Consider the following 23,048-nt stretch of genomic DNA (forward strand, 5'->3'; position numbering starts at 1 on the left):
GGTATTTACCTTTTTGGCTCTAAACAAGAAAAATTATAAAACTGAAAATTCAGTCATTATTTATGCAACACTAGTGATTCTATAAGTATTAAAAATTTTATATTAAATAAAATTAGCAGTTTAAGTTCTATAATAATTCATATCTAGAACTTAAACTGCTTGTATTTTTACTTTATTAATCATAATTTACAATGGCCGTGACTTACTAAAATATTTTTTAGTAAAATAAGGCTGTGACTCATTATTAAATGCTACTCCCACCCCTAAATTCCGGAAATTTTCCTGAAGGATATTTTCTCTGTGTCCTAATGAGTTCATCAATCCTTCATGAGCAAATATACTACTTATTTGACCGTATGCTAAGTTTTCACCTGCAGTAGTAAATTCAATATTGTCTTCCGCCATTCGTTCAAACGGAGATTGACCTCTTAAATTTGTATGACTAAAATATCGGTTTTCTGCCATGTCTAAGCTATGTCTCCGAGCCGTTTCTTTCACATGATCATCCCATGTCAAAAGAGGCAAATCATAATTTCTTCTTGTAGCATTTGTTAAATCGAATAACTGAAATTCAAACCCTTCTTGTAGCTGCTGGCTTGGTTCAGAGTAAATAGCATTTTTGTTTTGTTCTAGATCTTCATCAATAACTTTGATTGCTGTAACTGTATTGTTTTCGTGCTGATCATAAAAAATTGTGACAAAGCTGTTGTCGAGATGAAATATATCATACTCATCATTACTATTAATACGGTAAGTGAACAAACGATATGGTATGAATGCTTCAGGGTTACCAAGCTGTTCATGAACTAATTGTATTGGGCTATCTAACCTTATGTCTGTTGAAGACGCAATCAAGTCCTGATTTGTATAAAGGCCACGAACAATATCTTCTTCATCATAAGCAACCATAATAAAATTTTGATAGTTTTCGTGATAGGTGTTCCAATTTATACCATATTCATTTATCGTACTCCTATTGGGACTATCACCAATTATCTTCTCCACTTCAACTCTTGAATTCCCCAGTTCAATATTGTGAATAGAGAACAATTGCTCTGCAGGAATTAATAATTTCGGCGAAGGAATGGTCGTATCATTGGATTCAAATTGTAGGTTATTTGAAGTCTCGAATAGTGAATTTAATCGCAGAGTAAGAGTATCTAATATAAAATTGATATCTAGTTCTTCTTTAACCTGGTCAACTGTTTGATAAATTGAACTCCAAGTAGATGAAGGAACAAGTTGGACCGGCTCTTTCCATAACGGTATTGAGAAATAACCCAAAAATACAACTATTACTAGTAAGATAAACCGTTTCACAACTACACTCCTGTTCTAATATTTACATTCTATTCATTACCAGACATTTTTTATTTTAATCATCCCACTTATATTCCATATTATTACCATTTAACTTTAATTCAATAAATGGGTTCACTATGTAGACAAATAATCTCCCCCCAACCATTTACTAATTAGGACAAATATTGAATGAAAACTTTTAAGTACAAAAGTTGATGTCCTTCTATATGCACTTAACAACAATACTTAAAGGAAAGATTTAAATAAAATTTACATCTCCAAATTAATAATCCTACCATTGTGAACGTGAAAGGGGTAATTCTTCATATAACTGAAGAGTTACCCTAATTTATGGAGCTATTAAAATCTACTTATTTTAATGCGTTCTATAGGCTTTGACCAAACCAAGTTAAACTATCTTCTTCACTATTAATTTTGTCCCAATCGACACCGAAACATGGATTTCCACAGTTGGAGAAAGGTCAGTAATTCCTTTTTAAAATTTCTCTTCATTCAACTCTTATTGTACATTACTTGAGTATCTTACATTGTACTAATATCAATCACGAATCGATATTTTACATCTGAAGCTAATACGCGTTCGTACGCTTCATCAATTTGATCAGCAGTTATAACTTCAATTTTTGGAACAATATTATGTTCTGCACAGAAATTCAACATCTCCTGAGTCTCACGGATACCCCCAATCATTGATCCTGCAAATGAACGGCGATGACCAATGAGAGAAAATACATTTAGGTCCAATGGCTCTGCAGGCGCACCGACATTTACTAGAGTACCATCTAGCGTTAATAATGAGAGATACGCATTAATATCAATTTTTGCACTTACCGTGTTAATGATCAGGTCGAACGTTCCAGCTAGTTTATCAAATGTTTCAGGATCACTCGTGGCATAGTAGTGATCGGCACCAAAATGCAGACCATCTTCCTTTTTCTTCAATGATTGAGACAGAACGGTAACTTCTGCACCCATCGCGTGCGCAATCTTGACAGCCATATGACCTAGACCACCTAATCCAACAACCGCTACTTTTTTACCTGGACTAGCTCCCCAATGGTTTAGTGGCGAATATGTTGTAATACCTGCACAAAGTAATGGAGCGGCTGCATCAAGAGAGATGTTATCTGGTATTCTAACTACAAAATCCTCAGTTACAACAATATGAGTAGAATATCCACCTTGAGTTGGCTCACCATATTTATCAACACCAGCGTAGGTAGGGACATTTCCTTTTAAACAATATTGTTCCTCTCCTTTTCGGCAGTTCTCACATTCACCACATGAGTCAACCATACAACCGACCCCAACTCGGTCACCTATTTTATACTTTGTGACGTTAGGTCCTACAGCCGTAACAACTCCCGCTATCTCGTGTCCCGGTACTAGAGGATAGTTTACTTCGCCCCATTCTCCGTGAGCAGTATGGATATCAGAATGGCATATGCCTGCATATTTAATTTCAATTAAAACATCAAGCAAATCAAGATCGCGTCGTTTAATTTCAGCTGCTCGAAAGGGTTTGTCTGGACCGTCAACAGCCCGTGCTTTAGCAATTATCATAGAAAAACCTCCAACGGTGTATATTTTTCAAGAGTAAGAGATGCGCTTGGACCGAGAAAAATGAAGAATTCATGTTAAACCTAAACTATCCTTCTTTCCTCCCTATCCCCACCTTTCTCTACAAACAATGATAATCCTTATAGTTGACTCTAGGTCAAGCGATTTTTTTTGTTTTTTTTCAAGGCCACCCGAACATATCACCTTTTGCCTTTTGATATAGCTTTAAGAACTAATTTTTCTAGATAAGTAAACTTCTATTATACAGCGCAATATTTGCTTTCTCCTTTTGACAATTAGAAACGACCATGATAAAATCCTCTTCAAACTATAGAGTTAACTCGAAGTCTATACCAAGAGAAAAGGTGATAAAAGATGAAGACATATTCTATCAGCGAAGTTGCCAAAGAATTGAATCTAACAGTATATACCTTGCGTTACTACGACAAGGAAGGACTTATGCCTTTTGTACAACGGACAGAAAGCGGTACACGACTGTTTAAAGAGTCCGATATCGGTGCTTTAAGGGTAATTGAATGTCTAAAATCTACTGGGATGCCCATTAAGGAGATTAAAAGTTTTATTGATTGGTGTTCGGAAGGGGATTCCACATTGCAAAAAAGATATGACATGTTTATGGAACGAAAATCTTTTGTAGAAGCACAGATGGAAGAACTAAAAAAAACAATGGAACTTGTGGAACATAAATGTTTATATTACAAGACTGCTTTGGATGCCGGAACAGAAAATATTCATAAAAACAATAAAGTAGAGATTCCAATTACAAATTAACAGAAAAACACCTGTATTTTGAATATAAATTACAGGTGTCTTGGTGTTAGTCTTACTACCACTTACTTATTTATTACAAATTGAAAATTGTAAGCTCCTTAATTACATGCTATATAAACTGGGTGTACTTATCCAGTTTTTCGATATTGAAAAAATGCGAAAAAACATTCTTTAAGTTGTGGTTCATACAAAGGAGTCCGTATCAGTCTGCAACTAAATCAAAGCTAACACGTATATCACCGTCACCGACTGCCTGAGAAAATCTTTCCACGTCCTCGATATATCCGAGACGAGTGTAGCTCTAGGAACTTGAGAAGGTTTCATAGAACAATACTAGACAATTGTCGCTATAAAGCATGATATCTCCCGCATTAATAACCCCGGGTCTTTCAGAATTTGTTGGGAGGCTATCTTAAAGATAATAGAACTTTTCATTTCTATAAAGATCCTCCATGTCTATGCTTAAAGGGAGTTTTTCAATTAGTGCATGTGTTGTTTCATTATCATAAAGCCTTGCTAAAAATACTTTGTCGCCTATTGCTATGTTTAACTCTATGGTCAGGGAGTTTGTCATGGCAATCTCATCCCTTTCTTGTTGCAATTCCCACCATGGTGAAGGAGGAAATGAGGTATCTTCATGTAGTTGGACTGTTTCACCGATTTGCGGGGCGAGTAAGCTAACTTCTGCTCTTTCTGCCTCTATTAATGCCCGTTCTATAGGTTCTGACCAACCATGAAAAGCAAGAGCAAATGCGCCCCAATGAACGAACATCATATGGTTTCCATTTACATCTAAATGAGCCTAAACGGCACCTTCTGGTGTCATATGAACCCAATCCCAGCGATCATCGAATTGGCCCCCATCCATTAAGGTAATGTCAAAAGGTCCATATACCTGTCCAATTTCTTTAAAATGTTCATCATATCCACTATCTCCACTTGTATAGAAACGTGTATTTTCTCCAAGAATTACCCAACCGCCCCAAAGGGTAGAGTCTCGATTAAAAGGTCCTCTTCCAGAGTAATGTTTCGCAGGTGTCAAAGCCACCGTTAAACCTTCGAATTCCGTTTCATCCCACCAATTGAGTTCCATAATGTTTTCTTCTTCAACTCCCCAGCGTATTAGATGAGTACTTACACCGAGTGGAACGAAAAAATGAGACACTTTGTCCTTTAATTGAAGAATAGTTGGATAATCTAAGTGATCATAATGATCATGTGTAATAAAAACAGCATCAATAGAGGGCGTTTCCTCGATAATGTTTAACATTTGCTCACTAAATCGCTCACTTCCTCCTGCAAATCAAACGGGTGAAGCCCTAGAACTTAGCATGGGATCTACAAATATCTTCTTATTATCAATACTTAAGAGAAAAGTAGAATGACCGAACCAGGTTAAACTATCTTCTTCACTTTCAACTTTTGCCCACTCGATCTTGGAAACAGGAATGTCTTCAGATGGAGAACGGTCATTACTTCTAAAATTATCTCTTATTATGGAGAGCCTACCAGAGATACTCATACCCAAATCTGTTGTTACTTGATTTACAAACTTTCCTTTTTGATAATTATCAAATCCTTCATAGATTTCTTTTTGTGCATTACTTGGATTTCCCCCAAACACAGGATGCATGTTAATAAACAAAAAAATAGCAACACTTAATACAATTAAAACAGCAAAAACATATAACATGACTTTTTTCATGGTGCCTCCTATAGTTAAGAAAATTCAACTATCTTTTTCTTAAACTTGTATTCTAAAATTGAAAGGTCGTATCTTAGGAAACTCACACATACTGGGTGGAGCGGCAGAAAATACGGGGATCTATTAATAAACATACTTATCTCTATTAAGCGGTTCTAAGTAATACTGCATTTCTATTAATTTAATTCTGATAGTGATACTCTATATAGCTTATCGTCATTCTCTTCTGGAGTACCACGCCCATCTGTATTATTGCTAATGAAATAAAGGGAGTTATCTTCAATCAGTACATCCCGGATTCTGCCAAGTCCAGTTATTACTTCTCGTTGTTCACCTGTTTCAAGGTCAAATTCTAACACGGCAGATCCTCTTAGTGCGGCAACATACAATTTACCATCATAATAGTCCATTCCAGATGGTGCCCAAGTGTCTGCATCTCCAGAAGTGAACAGCGGTGAAACCATACCTTTTTGTTCCTCATAGCCTTCCATAATCGGCCAGCCATAATTTTGACCAGCTTCTATTAAGTTGACTTCATCATTTGCACTGCTGCCGTGCTCACTTGAAAACAGTATCCCGTCAGACGACCAAGTAATCCCTTGAGGGTTTCGGTGTCCATAACTATACACGTAGGAATTTGGATATGGATTATCACTTGGTATCGAACCATCCAGATTCATTCTTAAGATTTTTCCGCCTAATGAATCGAGATCTTGTGCAATATCTGGCGCAGATGCATCTCCGGTAGTTGCATAAAGTGTTCCATCAGGTCCAATTTTAAGCCTTCCTCCATGATGGTAGGTTCCACTTGGGATATGATCTAGAAGCAATCTTTCTTCACTCCAAATGTTATCTAACAACCGTAGGGTTACAATACGGTTAAATTGTCCAGAGTCATCTACGTATGTATAATGAGCATAAGCTAGATTCGATTCTGCAAAGTCGGGGGCGAGCACAACGCCTAATAACCCCGCCTCGGGAGCTGTTGAAATATTTTTCTCCAATTCTACACTCTGCCGTTCGATTTCCCCATTTTCCATTCTTATGATATATCCGGGTCTCTCTGTCAAATAGAATGTATCTTCAAGTTTTTCAATCGACCAAGGAATATCAAGGTTTTCCACAATTACTTCTAGATTTTCAAAAGACACCATTTGCTCTTCTTGCCCTTCATTTTCTAGCTCACCTGAAGTATTTCCCGGCTCAGTTCCTGGATTTTGTTGGTCATTTTGAGTACATCCAGCGTTAAGAAGTAGTAGAAACATAGGTATTACGAAGACTTTTTTCATTCCAATCACCTCAGCCTTTCATGAATTTTTATTTTATAATCCTTTACTTGAAGACTTACATCTATAAAATAGGTTTAGATCCATTGTTCCGTAATCCCTCGGTTCCTTTAAACGGTCATCCCTCTGAGTTACGATGATAAGGATCAAGGCTACTCCCTGTTACACTCGCCAAATTTTCTAGGTACTCCATCCTGATTGATTGGTAGACTTATAGTTTATTCTTCGTTTCCTTGTAGTTCACTTTCTCATTTCTAATCATTTGTTCCAGTTTTTCAATCAATCTACTGTTGATCTCATTTTTTTTACTAAAAAAGGATTTTCTCTTTTGTTTTTTTAAAAGAGATAAAAGGTATTCCTTTTCTTCATAATTAAACATTTAGATCTCACCTCTTTAGTTTAATTTATTACGCCGCCCTAGCTTTTCTTTTACTATCTTGATGGTAAATAAAATAATCCAGTTCTTGACTTAAATGCATGGATGTTTTTTCCCTATCCGAACACCATTTTTTTGTTTTACTTGCAAAACAATGGTAAACCCTATAGTTAACTCTAAGTCAAGCGATTCAATTAATTTATATTTTTAAACGAAGAACCATGCCCCTACAGGTTTTAACTCTTTAAATATATAGCCTACTGCGATTGTTTAAAGACTTCAATATAGACGCTATAAAAGTTATTAATGTCTGAAATCTACAGGATTGCCTTTTAAGGAAATTAAAATTTCAATGGTTGGTGTTCTAACTAACGGGGATTCTGCAACAAGAATATGACATGTTTATGGAACGAAAGCTATTGTAAAAACACAGATGGATAATAAGTACAGTCAGTATTAACCTCATATAAAGCTAATAAATATAAAAATACGGTATTACATTATAAATTCTTGTAGGGGTAAGTATATGCCCCACCTTCTGAGATACTATAATGGAGATTGGCCACTTTCATATTATCCTCACAAATAAAAGTAACTACGTATTATGTTCTTTCATTAGTCATGCCCAGGTTCACAATAAATGTCTGACCTGACAGTAGCTATAGTGGCCATGAATTACTAAAATACTTTTTAGTATAGTAAGGCTGTGACTCATTATTAAATGCCACTCCTACCCCTAAATTCCGAAAATGTTCCTGAAGGATATTTTCTCTGTGTCCTAATGAATTCATTAATCCTCCATGTGCAAATATACTACTTATTTGGCCGTATGCTAAGTTTTCACCAGCAGTAGTAAATTCAATATTGTCTTCCTCCATTCGATCAAACGGAGATTGACCTTTTAAATTTGTATGACTGAAATATTGATTTTCAGCCATGTCCAAGCTGTGCTTCCGAGCTTGATAAAATCGTAAATACTTCTATGATATCTTTGTTTTAGACCGCTAGAGCCGAGGCTGGAATCTGGACTAAATATTGTCTGGAAGAAGCATCAGATTTTTCCCGTTGCTGCTGATATGTTTTTAAAAGAGATTCAGGCAAATTATAAACATACTGCAAAAAAACACTTAGATTAAATTGCCACATAAAAGGCTGTCTGAGTCATAAATACCTAGACAGCTTCATTGTTCCTTTAACCTATATCCCCAACATATTTCTAGAGACTTCCTAAATTATCTCTCATACTTTTTAATTTTAACAAGTTAACACCACTTTTATTTTTCAATAAACACACTAACATTTTCAAAATAAAATATGTCCCCCGCAAAATATGCGAGATCCACACATCGCTTTTACTCATTAACATTAGATCTAAGACTGTCTATCTTCACCACAAATCTAATTTTTTCTTTAGAGGTTCTCTTGGAAGAAAGACTCCAGTTTGTCAAATGGAATTAACTCCATGTTGTCATATAAATCCACATGTCCTGCATCTGGTACAATGTAGAGTTCTTTCTCTTCACCAGCTAGCTCATATGCGTCTTCACTGTGGTATCTGGAGTGGGCATTCTCACCTGCAATGAACAGCAATGGACGGGGACTAATCATCTCAATCTGCTCAAACGGGAAGAAGTTCATTAGTGCCCCTCTGCTGGTAAGGCTCATAGGTATAGAGCGAGGATTTAGTCCTCTAGGTGTACCGTAGTATTCATAAACTCTTGACCTGCTGCTTGTTGTGAAGGTTTTAGTTAGACAGCAGAGCCTACTAAGTCTTGTATTGGCTCTCCTCCTTCAGCCTCAATCCAACGTTGTTCAGCAGCTTCTTCAAGAGCTGCCCTCCATTCTTCCTTCGCCACAGGAGTCGACCATACAACCGACCCCTGATGACGGCAAGGCTGGCGCAAGTCACTGGCTCTGGCACCGTGACAGTGACATCTGCAGCCGAATAATACAAGTATATGCACCACATGAAAAGGCTGAGCGATACAAGCCCAGCCTTTTTTGTTAGAGATAGTTTTTTCTTCGACTAATCCCTAGTAAACGATACTCCTGTTTTTTGTGCAAATGCATCGAGCATCCTATTCTGTGCAGCTACGTCTCGTACGATAGGATTGAAGTTTCGATCAATTTCTTGGTGAAAGAAATACTCGCCCGTTACTTGGCTGCCCGGTTCAGTAGCCTCTGCCAACCAAACTTGCGTCATGTAGCCCTCGCGGAGATTGTCTGGTGTGGTGGTATTACCATTGGCAAAACCCATACGAGTTGGTACCCAACCTGGCTGTACGGCATTTGATTGAATCTCTGGCCACTCACGCGCGACGGCCATGGCAAGCGCAGAGATGTGTGCCTTGGTGTCGCTGTACGTTGTCCGAGGGTTGTCACTCGTTATGTCGTCTGCATCAATATCGCCGCTAAGGTGCTGGTCTGACGTGAGGTAGATAAGCTGCTTCGGCCTATTAACAAGACTTGTCAAAATGTACGGAGAAAGCGAGTTTACGTTGAGCATTTCATCAGACGGCTGGCCGTAGACGCCTGCATTATGGATGATAACATCAAACGTTCCAAGTACGTTGATGTCTTCGGCAAGCTGTCGGGTTTGGTCGAGGTCATTTAGGTCACCTATAACAACATCGCTGATTTCGGGGATGTCTCGCCTCACATCGGCTGCGCGTGCTTCATTACGGGCATGAGCAACAACAGTGTGCCCTCGTTTCGCTAGATAGTAGGCCGTCAATTCTCCCAGGCCGGCCGTTGATCCAGTAACCAAAATCCTCTTCTTAGGACCCTCGGATGGTTTGATATTTTCTTCGATATAGCGCATTTCATCGGCTACTTCCTGCGTGTTGTAGCTGTTTGCACCGAACCGTTCACCATCACCGCTTTCATCAATATTTGAGTTTGCGTCGCCATTCGTACCGCTTTGATTATTTTGCTCGTTGTCTATTAAATTTTGTTGTTCATTTGATGAACAACCGACGAGTAAAAGAATGGCCATCATATATATGCATAAGATCTTTTTCATCATTAGTTACATCTCCCATTGGTTTTCTATTCTATTAAACTCATTTCAGATATCTTTTCACAGTGTTGCTCTTTTTTTCTTAAACTTTATATCCAGCTAATTAATTGTCTTTTTTAGTAGGGTAGATTTCCCCATAATTGATGGACCTCCTCCCACGTATCCTCCGTTTGATTTGGATGATACAAATATTGCTCATACATTTCGGTTAAATGGGACAATTCCTCTGTGGAATAAAAAGAATCAATATCGTGTGCAAAGTTTCGAAGTGTTTTTTCCTTACGTATTAACCAACACCATTCCAATTTTCGTAATAAAATCAAGTACGCTGAACCAAGATTATCGTCCTCTTTCTTAAAACGGTGATTCCTGATTATCTCTTAACCAGTATGTTGAACTTTCTGATATCAAATTTTCTGGTGGTCCCCAAACAAGAATAATTTCTTTCATAATTTAGGTTTTACTTTCCACAAAGCTAGTGGCTCGCTAACACTTGGCTCTGGGACAGAACCTATTTTCACTAGATCTTCTTCTGTAAGCCTTTGTGGAATTGAGTTTGAACTTTTACGGATTCAGCCTTGGAATACATTGAGATATCCAATCCATAGGAATATATAGTGCCTCAATCACGAATTGATCCGGTCCTTATGTTGAGTGAATCACACTTTTATGATAAGTGTTATCCTCTCTTACATTAAATTTTATCCATAACCTTTCCATATTCAATCAATAAACACCTGTTTGCTTGTTTTCACTCTATAATTTCTATGGAAACGCTAAAGTCCTCATCTATATCATCAAGTAGTTCTACTCCAGACTCAATTTCCCCTAATTTAATAAGACCATCAGTAAATCCATAACGATCATCATAAAACATAGTCACGTTTCCCCAAGGAGAAAAATAAGCAAAATCTTCACGTTCAGGTGTATAGCCAGAAGGTGCCCCTTCCGTAGTTAATTCTTCCGGTGGATCACTAATTTTTTCAGTTTCTCCATAATCCCTGAATGTCAGTGTCAAAGGAAGTTGTTCTAAAAATTCCCTGCTTGTAGGATTATCATAAACATTTATAATGATTTCCCCACTGTCAAGAGTCACTACGATTCTTTCTTCTGAACTATCCGAATTATCACTATTCCCTGTAGAATCCTGAATGCCTTCATTACTTATTTCCTCAGATGTATCCTCTTGTTCGTTATCAGGAATACTTTTCACCTCATCGTCATAACCATTACTTTCTCCACACGCAGCAAGAGTGAAGACAAACATCATGGTGAAAGCTAACATCAACAATTTTTTCATTTTAAGTTTCATTCCTCTCACTGTGCTCACGGCACAAATATTTAATGAAAGTGAAGCTATTCTCCATTCCTAATGTTGCTATAATACATTGGGATAAACAGATATACTACGGAGGTGAGTGGTGCAGTACCAAACTGCCCGCAGATTAAGATGTGTCGTTTGCTGTCTTCAAGAACAAAAATGTATGCCTTCGAGCGTCAACTTTATGGAAACATTCCCCGTTTATGACATAGAAAACAGTCAATGTCTGCTCTACCGACTAGTTGGTCGCCAATAATATATAGAATCTTTTTATTATGATTTATTCAATATTTTTAGCCAAATCAAAAACGACATTTATATCACCGTCTCCGACAACTTGAGCAAAGCGTGCTGCCTCCTCAATATATCCAATACGAGTGTAGCTATAACTACTTGAGAATGTGTCATAAAATAGTACCAGACCATTATCTCCATACAACATGATATCTCCTGCATTAATCTCCCCTGGTCTCTCGGAATTTGTTGGGAGTGTATCTGGGAAACTATAAAATTTTTCATTACTATTAACATCTCTCATGTTTATGTCTAAAGGTAGTTTTTCAATAAAGGCTTGAGTGGTTTGTTTTTCATAAAGCTTTGCAGAAAATACCTGTTCTCCTATTGTGATGTTTAAATCTATTATCGTTGATGAGTCTGACATATCACTACCCCTCTTTTCTTCAGTTTGCTCACTGGTTGGCAATTCCTCTTGATTAATTTCTTTACTTTCATTTGTTTCACTATTAGCACAGGCAATCAAACCAAAACTAAAAATAAACATACTAAGAATAGAAAAGAATTTTTTCATACTATGTCATCCTTTATACATGTTTTTTTAATAGTATTTATTTCCACAATAGATTTACATCATAAAAAGTTCTTTGAATTACCTCAAATATCTAAATAGAAGGAGCAGGACGAAAGCCACCGCCTGTACCAATAGCTAATAATTCATTACCTAAGCTATCAACAAATAGCTGCATTGTTATTTATTTGCTTGTCAACAAAAATATGTGGATCTCGAAAAAATATACGAGATCCACACATCGTTTTTACTCAATTAACATTAGATCTAAGACTGTCTATTCTCATCACAGATCTAATTTTTTCTTTAGAGATTTTCTTGAAAGTAAGACTCCAGTTTGTCAAATGGAATTAACTCCATGTTGTCATATAAATCCACATGTCCTGCATCTGGTACAATGTAGAGTTCTTTCTCTTCACCAGCTAGCTCATATGCGTCTTCACTGTGGTATTTGGAGTGGGCATTCTCACCTGCAATGAACAGCAATGGACGTGGACTAATCATCTCAATCTGCTCAAACGGGAAGAAGTTCATTAGTGCCCCTCTGCTGGTAAGGCTCATAGGTATAGAACGAGGATGTTCTCCTCTAGGTGTACGGTAGTATTCACCAAACTCTTGACCTGCTGCTAGCTGTGAAGGTTTTAGTTCGACAGCAGAGCCTACTAAGTCTTGTATTGGTTCTCCTCCTTCAGCCTCAATCCAACGCTGTTCAGCAGCTTCTTCAAGAGCTGCCCTCCATTCTTCCTCAGTCATCACCTCATCCGCTACCGGTGCTAACCCCAATCCTTCACGATTAGCGCGTCCCATGTCGTACATACTCACTGTCGCAACGGCTTTTAATCGTGGGTCAACTTGTGCAGCATTGATTGTAAAACCGCCACTACCACAAATGCCGATCACGCCAATACGGTCTCGATCCACCAATTCATGCGTTCCTAAAAAGTCTACTGCAGCACTGAAATCTTCAACAAACGCTTCTGGAGAGGCGATATTACGTGGTTCCCCACCGCTTTCTCCATTGTAGGAAGCATCAAAGGCAATGGTCACAAAGCCCCGTTCTGCCATCTCCTGGGCATATAAACCGGACGTCTGTTCCTTCACACCACCGAATGGATGTCCGACAATGATTGCAGGTAATTCAGCTGAGGAATCAATATCATTAGGGATATACATATCCGCAACCAATTCAATTCCAAATCTGTTATCGAATGATACTTTTTCGAGAGTCACCTCTTCGCTCTGAGGAAAAGTCTTGTCCCATTCCGCGGTGTCTACTGTATCCGCTTGAACTGTGCTTTCTTCATTTCCTTGAGTGTCCTCATCAACTGTACTTTCTTCATTTCCTTGAGTGGGTGCACAAGCACTAGCAAAAAACAAGACTAAGCCTATTAATACAAGTGTAAGAAAACTTTGCTTTCGTAATATATTTTTTTTCATTTTTAACTCCTTAAAATTGAATTTTTTCCATTATTCATTTACTACTTATTTTATCCTTTTAGAATAATGGTCTGAAAAAGATTAGAGACTGTGTTACGTTGACGAATTAAGAAGACAGTCTTAGAAGTACCTATGTCAAACACAACTGTGCAGTGACATCCATTAACCTTAATGATAAATTTCATTCCCCCTTCTTTTTATTTTAGGGTATATTCACTTGCATAATGGAAATTGATTTTACTAAAAACATGACTGATGAATTAATCAATATCCGTTTATTAGTATAGATGGACGTAGACGAAGCTCTCAATGGTTAAATCAAAGCAATTTGTTGGTTAATCAACAATATATTAAATAATGTCGATAAATTTTAGGGAGAAATCTAATAAACAAAATACGGAAAGTAGAAAGAATAATACCCTAAATAGGTATTGTAAAGAGATTTCATGCCATTATTGGTCTTTGAATTTAGTACTGAGGAGTTTAAGAACGATGTAGACAAAAACACCTTCGAATTAGCACTTCTTGTACCAATTCGAAGATGTATTAATATCTCAATAATTTAGGTTAATGTCATACTAAAAAAATTTTTTTCCAATATTACAATGAGTTGTTATGTTTTATTTGACGACACTTTTAAGCAGTATTATAGAATCCTATCCATTAGAATCCCTAATTCTTTCGCTATAGACTTAGGTGAGGAAGGCATCCCATCCTTTACCCATGATTCCAAAACCCCTATGTAAGCATTCGCAGCGAATTTAACAATTATATCTTCACTTAACCCTTCATTTATTCCAGTTGTTTTGTGAAATTCATCCTTAAATCCCTCGATCACATATTCTAGAAACTTAGCACGAAAAGAAGGAATTGCTTCATTGCTCGATAACATTGTCGAAAAAAATAAATAATGAGCCTCAAAGTATTCGACAAAGATCTGAATAGCATCTACCCATTCCTCTTGACATGCCCATTCACTTGTTTCCTTTAGCTCGTTAATATGCTCGTCTATCATCTTATCTAGTAAATCGTATTTATCTAAATAATGGAGATATACAGTACTTCGGTTTACATTTGCCCTGTCTGAAATATCCTGAATAGTAATATGGTCAAAATTCTTTTCACTCATAAGTTCAAGAAGTGCTTTTTTTATTGCCTGCTGAGTTTTTACTACTCTCCTATCCACTTTCGGCATTGTTTCATCACCAAACTTTCTAAAGATTATCGACAAATTTGATTACATTGTTGGATAAACCACATTTCACTTTCATTTAACGATTGAAAGTATCCTACATCTTTTTATAATTATAGACAGATGTTGTTTTAACAATCAATGATGATTTTGTTTATTGGGCAAAGTCAATGCCAGCAATATAGTTGCAAATGATTGTTATCAAAACCCAAAAAAAGATGTAGAAAATTCTAACATCATAATAACATTAAAAGGAGATAAAAGAATGGAAAAAAAAAATCAATCAACACTCAATCTATGACCGATGCTGTTTCTCATAAAGGAACCTCCGAAAAGGATAAAACCTTTCCTAAGAGCGACAAAGTAAATGTAGAAAAGTGTCATACAATAACAGGTTTGGTATTAACGTTGCCGCAAACTTGTATTTACCGAAAGATATGGATGAATCAACGAAATACCCGGCTCTTGTCATTGGTACCCCGTATGCAAACCATGGCAGAACGAGGTTTTGTTGTAATTGCATTCGACGAGTCCTATAACGGTGAAAGCAGCGGTGAACCAAGACATATTTCATCACCTGATATTTTCGCTGAAGATTTCAGCGCGGGTGTAGACTATCTGGGAACACGATCTTACGTGGATAGAAATCAAATCGGTGCGATTGGCATCTGCGGTAGTGGCGGATTTGCCCTCTCCGCAGCAAAAGTTGACCATCGCATCAAGGCCATTGCCACTGCAAGTATGTACGATATGAGCCGCGTAAAGCGAAATGGTTGGGAAGACAGTATGACCGACGAACAACGTAATGAATACTTCGTTCAACTTGGCGAGCAACGTTGGAAGGACTTTGAAAATGGCTCTCCTCAGTTGACACCAACATTCCCTGCTGAAATTCCAGAGGGGCTGGATCCTATCACAAGTGAGTTTTTTGAATATTATGTAGCTCCTCGTGGACACCATCCAAATTCAATAGGTGGACTTACGATGACAAGCGATCTGTCTTTTATGAAATTCCCTTTGGTTATTGATCTTGAATCCATTTCGCCAAGACCAATCTTGTTCATCATGGGTGAAAATGCACATTTGCGCTATTTTACCGAGGATGCTTACAAGACAGCTGCCTAACCAAAGGAATTGCATGTTGTCAAGGATGCAAAACATATCGACTTATATGACAGGACTGACCTTATTCCCTTCGAGAAGCTCGAGAGTTTCTTTCGAACAAACCTAAGTTAATCCTAACTTGGAAATACTAATAGTAGTAAAAGTTAATTATCTGCCTCAATTACATATGTTTGGGGCAGAATTTTATGTTTAAAGGGGTGTCAAATTTGGATAGACCATATATTATTTGTCACATGGCAACTTCATTGGATGGGAAAGTAGCTGGAGATTACTTGAAAGTGGAAAGACAAGCAGACTTTGCAGCTATATATGAAAAAATTCATGACAGTTACGAATCGAAAGCATGGATGTGTGGTAGGGTTACAATGGAGGAACACTTTACCTTTGGCCATAAACTAGATTTAAAAGACAAAGACATACCACCTATCCCTAAAACCGATTTTGTTGCAAACAAAAATGCTGAAAGTTTTGCGGTAGCAGTAGATCCCTCAGGAAAATTAGGCTGGACAGAAAATTCCATTAAATCATGGAATGAGCATCGAACGGACGATCACATCGTAGAGGTGCTTACAGAGCAAGTTTCCGATGCTTTCTTAAACCACCTGAGAAAAGTTGGTATATCTTACATTTTCGGTGGAAAAGAACGATTAAATTTTACTGTCGTAGTACAAAAGCTAAAATCTCAATTTTCAATTGATAAATTAATGCTAGAAGGTGGAGGCTTTATAAACGGCTCGCTTTTAAATGAAGGATTAATTGATGAATTGAGCCTGTTGCTAGTTCCCATTGCAGATGGTGCGTCTGACTCAGTGACACTATTTGAAACGAGTCCTTTTCTAAACAAACCGAAACCAGTAAATTTCTCCTTAACAGCAATCGAAAAATTGGACGATAGCGGGTTATGGATTAGGTATGTAACACAAAAAAACAGTTAAAGTAAAAAAGCCGATTTCTCTTTCCTAACAGGGATGATCGGCTATCTCTATAACTTACAAATGAACAAAAGTTGACTATTACAAAGTGCATTATGGTTGAAGGAATAAATTCCCCCAAAATTTAATGTAATATACCTACAGGAGGAGCAATGAAAAAAGTGATGTTGTACGTATTCATTGTTATTATTATAATTTTAGTTGCCATTATCTTATTTATAAATATGCACCCTGCGTTCGGAGGAAATCCAAGTAGAGAACAGCAAGAGGTTTATGAAAGGTTTGATAATTATCAAAATGGAAACTTTGTAAATCAAGTACCCACAGATATGAGTAATGGCATCTTTGGAACGTTATCGATGATGAGAGATTCTCTTTTTTCCGGTGATACTGAACGTTTTCCAACTGGTGACATACCTGTTTCTGAGATAGATTGGGACAAAATTAAAAGTGAGGAAGATAGTTTAACTTGGTTTGGTCATTCTACGTTTCTATTAAGCATTGATAATAAAAAGATCTTTGTAGATCCAATGCTAGGACACAGGGCTTCACCCGTTTCATTTGCAGGAGGAAGTCAACGCTATAGTGAAGATCTTTTAAGCATAGTTGAGGAATTGCCCCCTATCGATGCTGTTTTTATTACACATGATCATTATGATCACTTAGATTATGCATCGATTCTTCAGCTAAAGGACATGGTTTCTCATTTTTACGTACCACTCGGTGTAAGTGCTCACCTCATTCGGTGGGAAGTAGAAGAAGAAAACATTACTGAACTAAATTGGTGGGATGAAACGGAGTTCGAAGGTTTAACTGTGGCTTTGACCCCAGCCAAACATTATTCTGGAAGAGGACCTTTTAACCGCAATTCTACCCTCTGGGGCGGTTGGGTCATTCTTGGAGAAAATACAAGGCTTTATACAAGCGGAGATAGTGGATATGATGAACATTTTAAAGAAATTGGAGAAAGATATGGCCCTTTTGATTTGACTCTTCTAGATGGCGGTCAATACGATGATCGCTGGGATTGGGTTCATATGACACCAGAAGAAGCTGTTCAAGCTCATGTAGATGTAAATGGTGAGAATATGATGTTAGGGCATTGGGGTGCGTTTACTCTTGCTTTTCATGATTGGTCAGAACCTATCGAACGAGCATTACTTGAGGCAGAAAGATTGGAAGTTAATTTACTTGCTCCACAAATAGGAAAAACTATCCTATTACATAAAGGCTTACCTCTTTCCCCTTCACAATGGTGGGATTATTAAATTGGTTACAAAACGACTTAGCGTACAGTAATGACCCTTCAAGGGTACATTATGGTAGGGGTACAGTAATATGAACTGTACCCTTTTTCACTAACAACTTTTTTACTTTATGATTTTTCACAAGGTCGCTAAAAAGGAAAACCTTTGCTGCGCAGTGCGAGTCAAATACGAAAAAAAGGACGATTACTTAATAAAACCTAATCATCTCGGAATTTTATCCTCACGATCTATTTGTACTATTTCTAACCCACCCTTTACTTCTCACTGTTCACATTAGTCACTCTATCAGATTTTTTAATTTCAATAATTATTTAGCCTAGCTTAGATTTTTCTGCACTTTCTTCCACTATTTTAATATTGCAAGCATTAATGGAGGTAACGTTAGATATAAATAAATCATTCTTATCATATTAATCACCTTCGACAACATCCGTTGAGTAAGGACTTATTGAGTTAAACAGGTGAAACTTGATTGGATCCGAACTAATTTAAATAATTTCACAAGCGAATTAGATCTTTCATCGTTGACTTGTCAATACCCCTAACTTCTTGAATACTTATTGGTAGTTCCTCATAATTTGGTTTGGTTTCTTCACTTTCATTGGTTTCACTAATAGCACAATCAGTTAGACCGAAGCTAAAGATCACATTAAAATTATATCTTTTTAAGTTTAATTTTTAAGGTAATTTATTACCGCGAGAAGCTGTATAAAGAGAATACCATTCCTCACGAGTCATTAGCTCCGCTTGTTTAATCCCATCTTGGCACTTTTTAATTCTTTCTGGATTGGCAGTTCCAATAACAGGCTGGATCATTGCTGGATGACGCATTAACCAACCAAGTACAATTGCCTCTGTTGAAGCCTCTTTTTCTTTTGCTAGCTTTTCTACTAATTCTTTCGTTGCTATATCAGAATCTGAAGGTTTTTCTATAATTTGACCTGAATATAATCCTTTTGCTAATGGTGACCATGCTTGAATTTGCACATCCGATGATTGACAATCCTCAATTATTCCATCTCCAAAATTAACGCTTGAACCAGATTCGTGATTCACTAAAACTCCTTGTTCTAGCCAGTCAATTCGTTTTAAGCTCATATGTAACTGGTTAACAACCATAGGTTCTGAACAATATGAATTTAAAAGTCGGATTTGAGCAACACTCATGTTAGAAACCCCAAAGTGACGTACTTTTCCAGTTTTCTTCAATACCTCAAATGCCTCAGCGACATCTTCCGGTTCCATCAGTGGGTCTGGACGATGTAAAAGTAGAATATCTAAATATTCCGTATTTAATCTACTTAATATTCCATCTACTGAATCAAGAATATAGTCCTTTGAAAAATCATAGCAATATGGATTTGTTTCATTGCCAAACCGAATACCACATTTTGATTGAAGTGTCATTTTTTCTCTTAGTTCTGGGCGAGCACCCAGAATTTCCCCAAATACTTTTTCTGCTTTTCCCAAACTATAAATGTCAGCATGATCAAACATTGTAATACCGACCTCTAATGAAGTGTCGATTGCTTTTTCTGCTGATAAAATGTCTTCTTTTGTATAGGAGTTTTTTTCCCATTCTCCACCAAATCTCATGCAACCTAATGCAAGACGACTTGAGGTAATCCCTTTTTTCTCTAATGGCATTACTTTTACTTTTTTCATATAAAAATCCCCTTTTTAATGGTGTAAAGAAAAATGTAAAATATGATACAAATTAATGTTTCCTCAACTGGCCTACCTACCAGTTTTGGCAAACATCTTTCGAACTTCTACTAGGGTCTAATATCTTCAGTTGAGCTCAGAGTTAGTTCAGTTTCCTAGGAACAACATGTTTCATGCGATGTATCTATGTATGAACACCCCCTCGGTTTAGCATTATCAATAAAATTTATGATGCATTACATATTTTCTGTGAAAAATGATTTTACCTTATCAAACGGAATCAGATCCGTTCTATCATAAAGGTCGACATGACCAGAATTAGGAACCACATACAACTCTTTAGGCTCAGCAGCCATTTGGTATGCATCTTCACTAAAGTATCTTGAATGTGCATGTTCGCCCATGATAAACAGAACCGGTCTTGGAGATATTGATTTAATATAATTCATCAATGGGAAATTCATAAAGGACATAGCACTTGTTTTTGTGAATGCGCCTACTGAATTCGTGTGAAACCCACGCTTCGTTGCATAATACCCGAAAAATTCACTTGAAATAGGATCTAACTCCTCAGGTACTTTATCAACAGGTTCGCTAGGAAAAGTTGGCGTTAATTCCGGCTCTTTACTTTCAAAATCTTTCCAACGTTGTTCAGCAAGTTGGTTAAGAGTTTGATTGCGCTGTCCGTCAGTCATGCTATCTTCCCAACCGTTTCGCATTACTCTACTCATATCATACATACTTACCGTTGCAACTGCTTTTATTCGTTTATCAACTTGGGCAGCTGTAAGAGCGAAACCACCACTACCACAAATACCAATAACTCCAATTTTATTTCGCTCTACAAATGGACGAGTCCCTATAAAGTCCACTGCTGCACTGAAATCCTCAACAAAAATATCTGGAGACGAAATTCTTCTTGGCTCACCACTACTTTCTCCGTTGTAAGACTCATCAAAAGCAAGAGTTACAAAGCCACGCTCTGCCATTTCTTGTGCATAAATTCCTGCCCCTTGTTCCTTAACTCCTCCATAAGGTGTACCAACAATAATAGCAGGATACTTGTGAGACTTATTAATTTCTTTAGGCAAATACAAGTCTGCTGAGACTGTAATTCCATATCTGTTATTAAATGAAACCTTTTCAACGGTTACCTTTTTACTGATAGTAAATGTTTTTTGATAATTTTTTATCATTTTAATTCCTCCATTGAATTTTATTTTGGGTAAATATCCTAGTTCAAAACAGCGTACCGCATTTGTTTTAATGCATTTATTACAACCCTCAGTCCAGCAAATCAAGTTCACGTCGCTAATTTCAGCTATGCAAAAAGGGTTATTGGTTCTTCTGCAACTCTTACATTAGCAATCACCGTTCATTTAATTACAATTTTTAAGAGATTGGCTTGTAAGTAAATAAATCAATCTGATTTAATTTTTTTATTCACTTATCTACTCACTTTATCTCTTGTGACAAAATATTAATACCTCTAGTCAACTCGAAGTCAAGTAATAATTTAAATTACGATATTGCCATACAAAAACACATCCAAATTAGTACTTTTTGTACTAAATCGAAGGTGTTTTTATAGTGTCTAAATTATTTGGGGGGATTTCTAGGGGTTGAAAAAAATCAATCCACTTCACTGCATCTGACTGTTTCTTATTATGGTATTTCAAAAAGTTAATTACTTAGATTATTCCTTCTTACCATAAAGCAAGTGGCTGTTTTCTGCTAGGTTCTGGATAAACTGAGTCTATTTGCTCCAAATCTTGTCGCGATAATTGAATCTCAACTGCTCTTACATTATCTATCACATGAGTTGTATTACTAGATTGTGGAATAGCAATTGTGTGTCCATTTCTAATACACCAAGCTAATAAAATTTGAAAAATATCTGTTTGATGTTTTTCAGCAATTTCCATCAAAACTTTTTGTTTCGTTAAATTGGTACCAAAGCTATCCCCCCGAGCAATTGGAGAATAGGCGATTAATGGCATTTCAAGTTTGTTCATCGCAGGTACTAAATTGAATTCAATCCCCCGGTCTCCCAAATTATAACGTACTTGATTTGCTTCACACTTTATTCCATCAGGTAAATTTATTATTTTTTCTAAGTCATCAACATCTATATTAGATACACCCCAAGACTTTATTTTTCCCTGACTTTTTACTTTCTCCAAAGCTTCAATCGTTTCTTCAATAGGAATATTCCCTTTCCAATGAAGTAAATATAAATCTAAATAATCCGTATTTAATCTTTTTAAACTATTTTCTAAACTAATAGGTAAATCCTTTTTTGAGGCATTTGAAGGAAGCACTTTTGATATGAGAAATAAATCTTCACGACTATAATCAGATGGCTTAATAGCTTGTGCAACTAGTCTCTCTGCATTCCCATAACCATACATTTCAGCAGTATCAATAACTTGAACACCATTATCAAGACCCACTCTTATTGCTTCTACTTCTTGTTCAAATTTATCAGCTTTGTCTCCCATATTCGAAGTACCTAAGCCTATAGGAAAAACTTTTCTTCCCGCAATTTTAACTTTTTTCAATGTTCCCACTCCTAAAATTGTAAGTTTATAGATATTTTCGAGAAAATTTGGTTTTCTGAATGACCTCTGATTTTATATATTCACTCATACGGATTTGAATACTCTCCATTCCCTTATAATGTTTTCAAAGCCTCTTTAATCGGTATTTCCCCACCAATCCGATCAAAGGCTTTGCCGATTGTTTGGTCATCCTCAAGTGAAGCATTTACTGAAGCAACATCTTCAGACATATTATGTAACACTCTTTCTTTGTATTTGAAAAATTTTTTATACTAAAAGTGAAGGATATGAATTCCCTTGGAGAAGAATACATTGATTCATTATTCAACATCTGTTTATAATTATAAATATCAACACGATACTCTCAATGGTTAGATGCACGCAATTCGTTGATTACTCAACAATTCAATAAAAATTGTTGAGTATCTGTAAGAAAGGTTGGTGACCAAACATGCCAAAAGTGGATAGAAGAATAGTAAAAAGCCAAGAAGCGATAAAAAAGGCTCTTGTCGAACTGATGTCTGAAAAAGGGTTTGATAACATTACCATTCAAGATATTGCCGACAGGGCAAATGTGAAATGAGGAACCATTTATCTTCATTACTTGAATCAATTTCATAAAGCCTAACTCATGAATCGTACAAGAATCCAATTTTACATTTAACATTTTTAAAATTGGAT

General features: G+C 36.6%; 19 protein-coding genes and 4 pseudogenes. 6 read left to right on the top strand and 17 right to left on the bottom strand.

Translation table 11 applies throughout. The annotated features are described in order from the left end of the window. Positions 1–186 precede the first annotated feature (186 nt). Both PQ474_RS23250 and PQ474_RS23255 read right to left on the bottom strand, forming a co-directional pair. Positions 187–1,320 carry a CAP domain-containing protein gene (locus PQ474_RS23250; protein WP_273847968.1) on the bottom strand — a complete coding sequence of 378 codons (1,134 nt, stop codon included), beginning with the start codon at positions 1,318–1,320 and terminating at the stop codon, positions 187–189. Positions 1,321–1,845: 525 nt separating this feature from the next. Then, positions 1,846–2,886, bottom strand: a complete 1,041-nt coding sequence (locus PQ474_RS23255) for an NAD(P)-dependent alcohol dehydrogenase (RefSeq protein WP_273847969.1) — start codon at positions 2,884–2,886, stop codon at positions 1,846–1,848. A 372-nt stretch (positions 2,887–3,258) separates the two neighbouring features. On the opposite strand from PQ474_RS23255, the gene PQ474_RS23260 reads away from it, so the two are divergent. Beyond that, positions 3,259–3,675, top strand: a complete 417-nt coding sequence (locus tag PQ474_RS23260; protein WP_273847970.1) for a MerR family transcriptional regulator — start codon at positions 3,259–3,261, stop codon at positions 3,673–3,675. Positions 3,676–3,976: 301 nt separating this feature from the next. Here the strand turns inward: PQ474_RS23260 and PQ474_RS26475 are convergent. The 6 genes and pseudogenes from PQ474_RS26475 to PQ474_RS23285 all read right to left on the bottom strand — a co-directional run. After that, a pseudogene (locus PQ474_RS26475) lies at positions 3,977–4,450 on the bottom strand (cyclophilin-like fold protein). Positions 4,451–4,477: 27 nt separating this feature from the next. Further along, complete coding sequence (locus PQ474_RS26480) at positions 4,478–4,945, bottom strand: MBL fold metallo-hydrolase (RefSeq protein WP_337956396.1); 468 nt, start codon at positions 4,943–4,945, stop codon at positions 4,478–4,480. Between the two features lie 33 nt (positions 4,946–4,978). Then, positions 4,979–5,380: an MBL fold metallo-hydrolase gene (locus PQ474_RS26485; protein ID WP_337956398.1), complete on the bottom strand. Its 402-nt coding sequence runs from the start codon at positions 5,378–5,380 to the stop codon at positions 4,979–4,981. A 176-nt stretch (positions 5,381–5,556) separates the two neighbouring features. Continuing rightward, positions 5,557–6,669, bottom strand: coding sequence for a PQQ-dependent sugar dehydrogenase (locus PQ474_RS23275; protein WP_273847971.1), 1,113 nt, complete (start codon positions 6,667–6,669; stop codon positions 5,557–5,559). A 208-nt stretch (positions 6,670–6,877) separates the two neighbouring features. Further along, entirely contained in the window at positions 6,878–7,045 is a 168-nt protein-coding gene (locus tag PQ474_RS23280) for a hypothetical protein (RefSeq protein WP_273847972.1), read from the bottom strand. Between the two features lie 656 nt (positions 7,046–7,701). Then, positions 7,702–8,001 (bottom strand): annotated as a pseudogene (locus PQ474_RS23285) (CAP domain-containing protein); the annotation flags it as partial. Between PQ474_RS23285 and PQ474_RS23290 the strand changes: the two are divergent. After that, positions 7,992–8,178 (top strand): annotated as a pseudogene (locus PQ474_RS23290) (LysR family transcriptional regulator); the annotation flags it as partial. The pseudogenes PQ474_RS23285 and PQ474_RS23290 sit on opposite strands and share 10 nt — an antisense overlap. 274 nt (positions 8,179–8,452) lie before the next feature. Here PQ474_RS23290 and PQ474_RS23295 read toward each other — a convergent pair. The 6 genes from PQ474_RS23295 to PQ474_RS23320 all read right to left on the bottom strand — a co-directional run bounded on the left by PQ474_RS23295 (position 8,453) and on the right by PQ474_RS23320 (position 14,819). Next, positions 8,453–8,680, bottom strand: a complete 228-nt coding sequence (locus PQ474_RS23295; protein WP_273847973.1) for an alpha/beta hydrolase — start codon at positions 8,678–8,680, stop codon at positions 8,453–8,455. A gap of 388 nt (positions 8,681–9,068) precedes the next feature. Then, positions 9,069–10,067 carry an SDR family NAD(P)-dependent oxidoreductase gene (locus tag PQ474_RS23300; protein WP_273847974.1) on the bottom strand — a complete coding sequence of 333 codons (999 nt, stop codon included), beginning with the start codon at positions 10,065–10,067 and terminating at the stop codon, positions 9,069–9,071. A 745-nt stretch (positions 10,068–10,812) separates the two neighbouring features. Beyond that, the gene (locus tag PQ474_RS23305; protein WP_273847975.1) at positions 10,813–11,373 is read right to left on the bottom strand and encodes a cyclophilin-like fold protein; all 561 of its coding nucleotides are present in this window, start codon (positions 11,371–11,373) and stop codon (positions 10,813–10,815) included. Positions 11,374–11,662: 289 nt separating this feature from the next. Further along, positions 11,663–12,190, bottom strand: coding sequence for a cyclophilin-like fold protein (locus tag PQ474_RS23310; RefSeq protein ID WP_273847976.1), 528 nt, complete (start codon positions 12,188–12,190; stop codon positions 11,663–11,665). A 303-nt stretch (positions 12,191–12,493) separates the two neighbouring features. After that, positions 12,494–13,624: an alpha/beta hydrolase gene (locus tag PQ474_RS23315; RefSeq protein ID WP_273847977.1), complete on the bottom strand. Its 1,131-nt coding sequence runs from the start codon at positions 13,622–13,624 to the stop codon at positions 12,494–12,496. 646 nt (positions 13,625–14,270) lie between these two features. Beyond that, positions 14,271–14,819: a TetR/AcrR family transcriptional regulator gene (locus tag PQ474_RS23320; protein WP_273847978.1), complete on the bottom strand. Its 549-nt coding sequence runs from the start codon at positions 14,817–14,819 to the stop codon at positions 14,271–14,273. A gap of 294 nt (positions 14,820–15,113) precedes the next feature. Here PQ474_RS23320 and PQ474_RS23325 point away from each other — a divergent pair, with 294 nt between their 5' ends. From PQ474_RS23325 to PQ474_RS23335, 3 genes are all read left to right on the top strand, one after another. Then, positions 15,114–15,941 carry an alpha/beta hydrolase gene (locus tag PQ474_RS23325; protein ID WP_273847979.1) on the top strand — a complete coding sequence of 276 codons (828 nt, stop codon included), beginning with the start codon at positions 15,114–15,116 and terminating at the stop codon, positions 15,939–15,941. A 206-nt stretch (positions 15,942–16,147) separates the two neighbouring features. Then, positions 16,148–16,876, top strand: coding sequence for a RibD family protein (locus tag PQ474_RS23330; RefSeq protein ID WP_273847980.1), 729 nt, complete (start codon positions 16,148–16,150; stop codon positions 16,874–16,876). Between the two features lie 161 nt (positions 16,877–17,037). Continuing rightward, positions 17,038–18,141: an MBL fold metallo-hydrolase gene (locus PQ474_RS23335; protein ID WP_273847984.1), complete on the top strand. Its 1,104-nt coding sequence runs from the start codon at positions 17,038–17,040 to the stop codon at positions 18,139–18,141. Between the two features lie 678 nt (positions 18,142–18,819). Here the strand turns inward: PQ474_RS23335 and PQ474_RS23340 are convergent. The 3 genes from PQ474_RS23340 to PQ474_RS23350 all read right to left on the bottom strand — a co-directional run bounded on the left by PQ474_RS23340 (position 18,820) and on the right by PQ474_RS23350 (position 22,367). Beyond that, positions 18,820–19,806, bottom strand: a complete 987-nt coding sequence (locus PQ474_RS23340; protein WP_273847981.1) for an aldo/keto reductase — start codon at positions 19,804–19,806, stop codon at positions 18,820–18,822. A gap of 236 nt (positions 19,807–20,042) precedes the next feature. Then, positions 20,043–21,002 carry an alpha/beta hydrolase gene (locus PQ474_RS23345; RefSeq protein WP_273847982.1) on the bottom strand — a complete coding sequence of 320 codons (960 nt, stop codon included), beginning with the start codon at positions 21,000–21,002 and terminating at the stop codon, positions 20,043–20,045. Positions 21,003–21,512: 510 nt separating this feature from the next. Then, a complete protein-coding gene (locus PQ474_RS23350; protein WP_273847983.1) occupies positions 21,513–22,367 on the bottom strand; it encodes an aldo/keto reductase in 855 nt (284 codons plus the stop codon). Between the two features lie 451 nt (positions 22,368–22,818). On the opposite strand from PQ474_RS23350, the pseudogene PQ474_RS23355 reads away from it, so the two are divergent. Next, positions 22,819–22,947, top strand: a pseudogene (locus PQ474_RS23355) (TetR/AcrR family transcriptional regulator); the annotation flags it as partial. Between the last annotated feature and the right edge of the window lie 101 nt (positions 22,948–23,048).

It is taken from the genome of Halalkalibacter alkalisediminis, from assembly GCF_028610705.1.
GTDB classification, from domain to species: Bacteria; Bacillota; Bacilli; order Bacillales; family Bacillaceae_D; genus Halalkalibacter; species Halalkalibacter alkalisediminis.

What these genes read in the sequence shown, in the direction of transcription:
- PQ474_RS23255 (WP_273847969.1), bottom strand. Translation starts at nt 2,886, where the DNA reads ATGATAATTGCTAAAGCACGGGCTGTTGACGGTCCAGACAAACCCTTT.
- PQ474_RS23260 (WP_273847970.1), top strand. Translation starts at nt 3,259, where the DNA reads ATGAAGACATATTCTATCAGCGAAGTTGCCAAAGAATTGAATCTAACA.
- PQ474_RS26480 (WP_337956396.1), bottom strand. Translation starts at nt 4,945, where the DNA reads ATGTTAAACATTATCGAGGAAACGCCCTCTATTGATGCTGTTTTTATT.
- PQ474_RS26485 (WP_337956398.1), bottom strand. Translation starts at nt 5,380, where the DNA reads ATGAAAAAAGTCATGTTATATGTTTTTGCTGTTTTAATTGTATTAAGT.
- PQ474_RS23275 (WP_273847971.1), bottom strand. Translation starts at nt 6,669, where the DNA reads ATGAAAAAAGTCTTCGTAATACCTATGTTTCTACTACTTCTTAACGCT.
- PQ474_RS23280 (WP_273847972.1), bottom strand. Translation starts at nt 7,045, where the DNA reads ATGTTTAATTATGAAGAAAAGGAATACCTTTTATCTCTTTTAAAAAAA.
- PQ474_RS23295 (WP_273847973.1), bottom strand. Translation starts at nt 8,680, where the DNA reads ATGAACTTCTTCCCGTTTGAGCAGATTGAGATGATTAGTCCCCGTCCA.
- PQ474_RS23300 (WP_273847974.1), bottom strand. Translation starts at nt 10,067, where the DNA reads ATGATGAAAAAGATCTTATGCATATATATGATGGCCATTCTTTTACTC.
- PQ474_RS23305 (WP_273847975.1), bottom strand. Translation starts at nt 11,373, where the DNA reads ATGAAACTTAAAATGAAAAAATTGTTGATGTTAGCTTTCACCATGATG.
- PQ474_RS23310 (WP_273847976.1), bottom strand. Translation starts at nt 12,190, where the DNA reads ATGAAAAAATTCTTTTCTATTCTTAGTATGTTTATTTTTAGTTTTGGT.
- PQ474_RS23315 (WP_273847977.1), bottom strand. Translation starts at nt 13,624, where the DNA reads ATGAAAAAAAATATATTACGAAAGCAAAGTTTTCTTACACTTGTATTA.
- PQ474_RS23320 (WP_273847978.1), bottom strand. Translation starts at nt 14,819, where the DNA reads ATGCCGAAAGTGGATAGGAGAGTAGTAAAAACTCAGCAGGCAATAAAA.
- PQ474_RS23325 (WP_273847979.1), top strand. Translation starts at nt 15,114, where the DNA reads ATGACCGATGCTGTTTCTCATAAAGGAACCTCCGAAAAGGATAAAACC.
- PQ474_RS23335 (WP_273847984.1), top strand. Translation starts at nt 17,038, where the DNA reads ATGTTGTACGTATTCATTGTTATTATTATAATTTTAGTTGCCATTATC.
- PQ474_RS23340 (WP_273847981.1), bottom strand. Translation starts at nt 19,806, where the DNA reads ATGAAAAAAGTAAAAGTAATGCCATTAGAGAAAAAAGGGATTACCTCA.
- PQ474_RS23345 (WP_273847982.1), bottom strand. Translation starts at nt 21,002, where the DNA reads ATGATAAAAAATTATCAAAAAACATTTACTATCAGTAAAAAGGTAACC.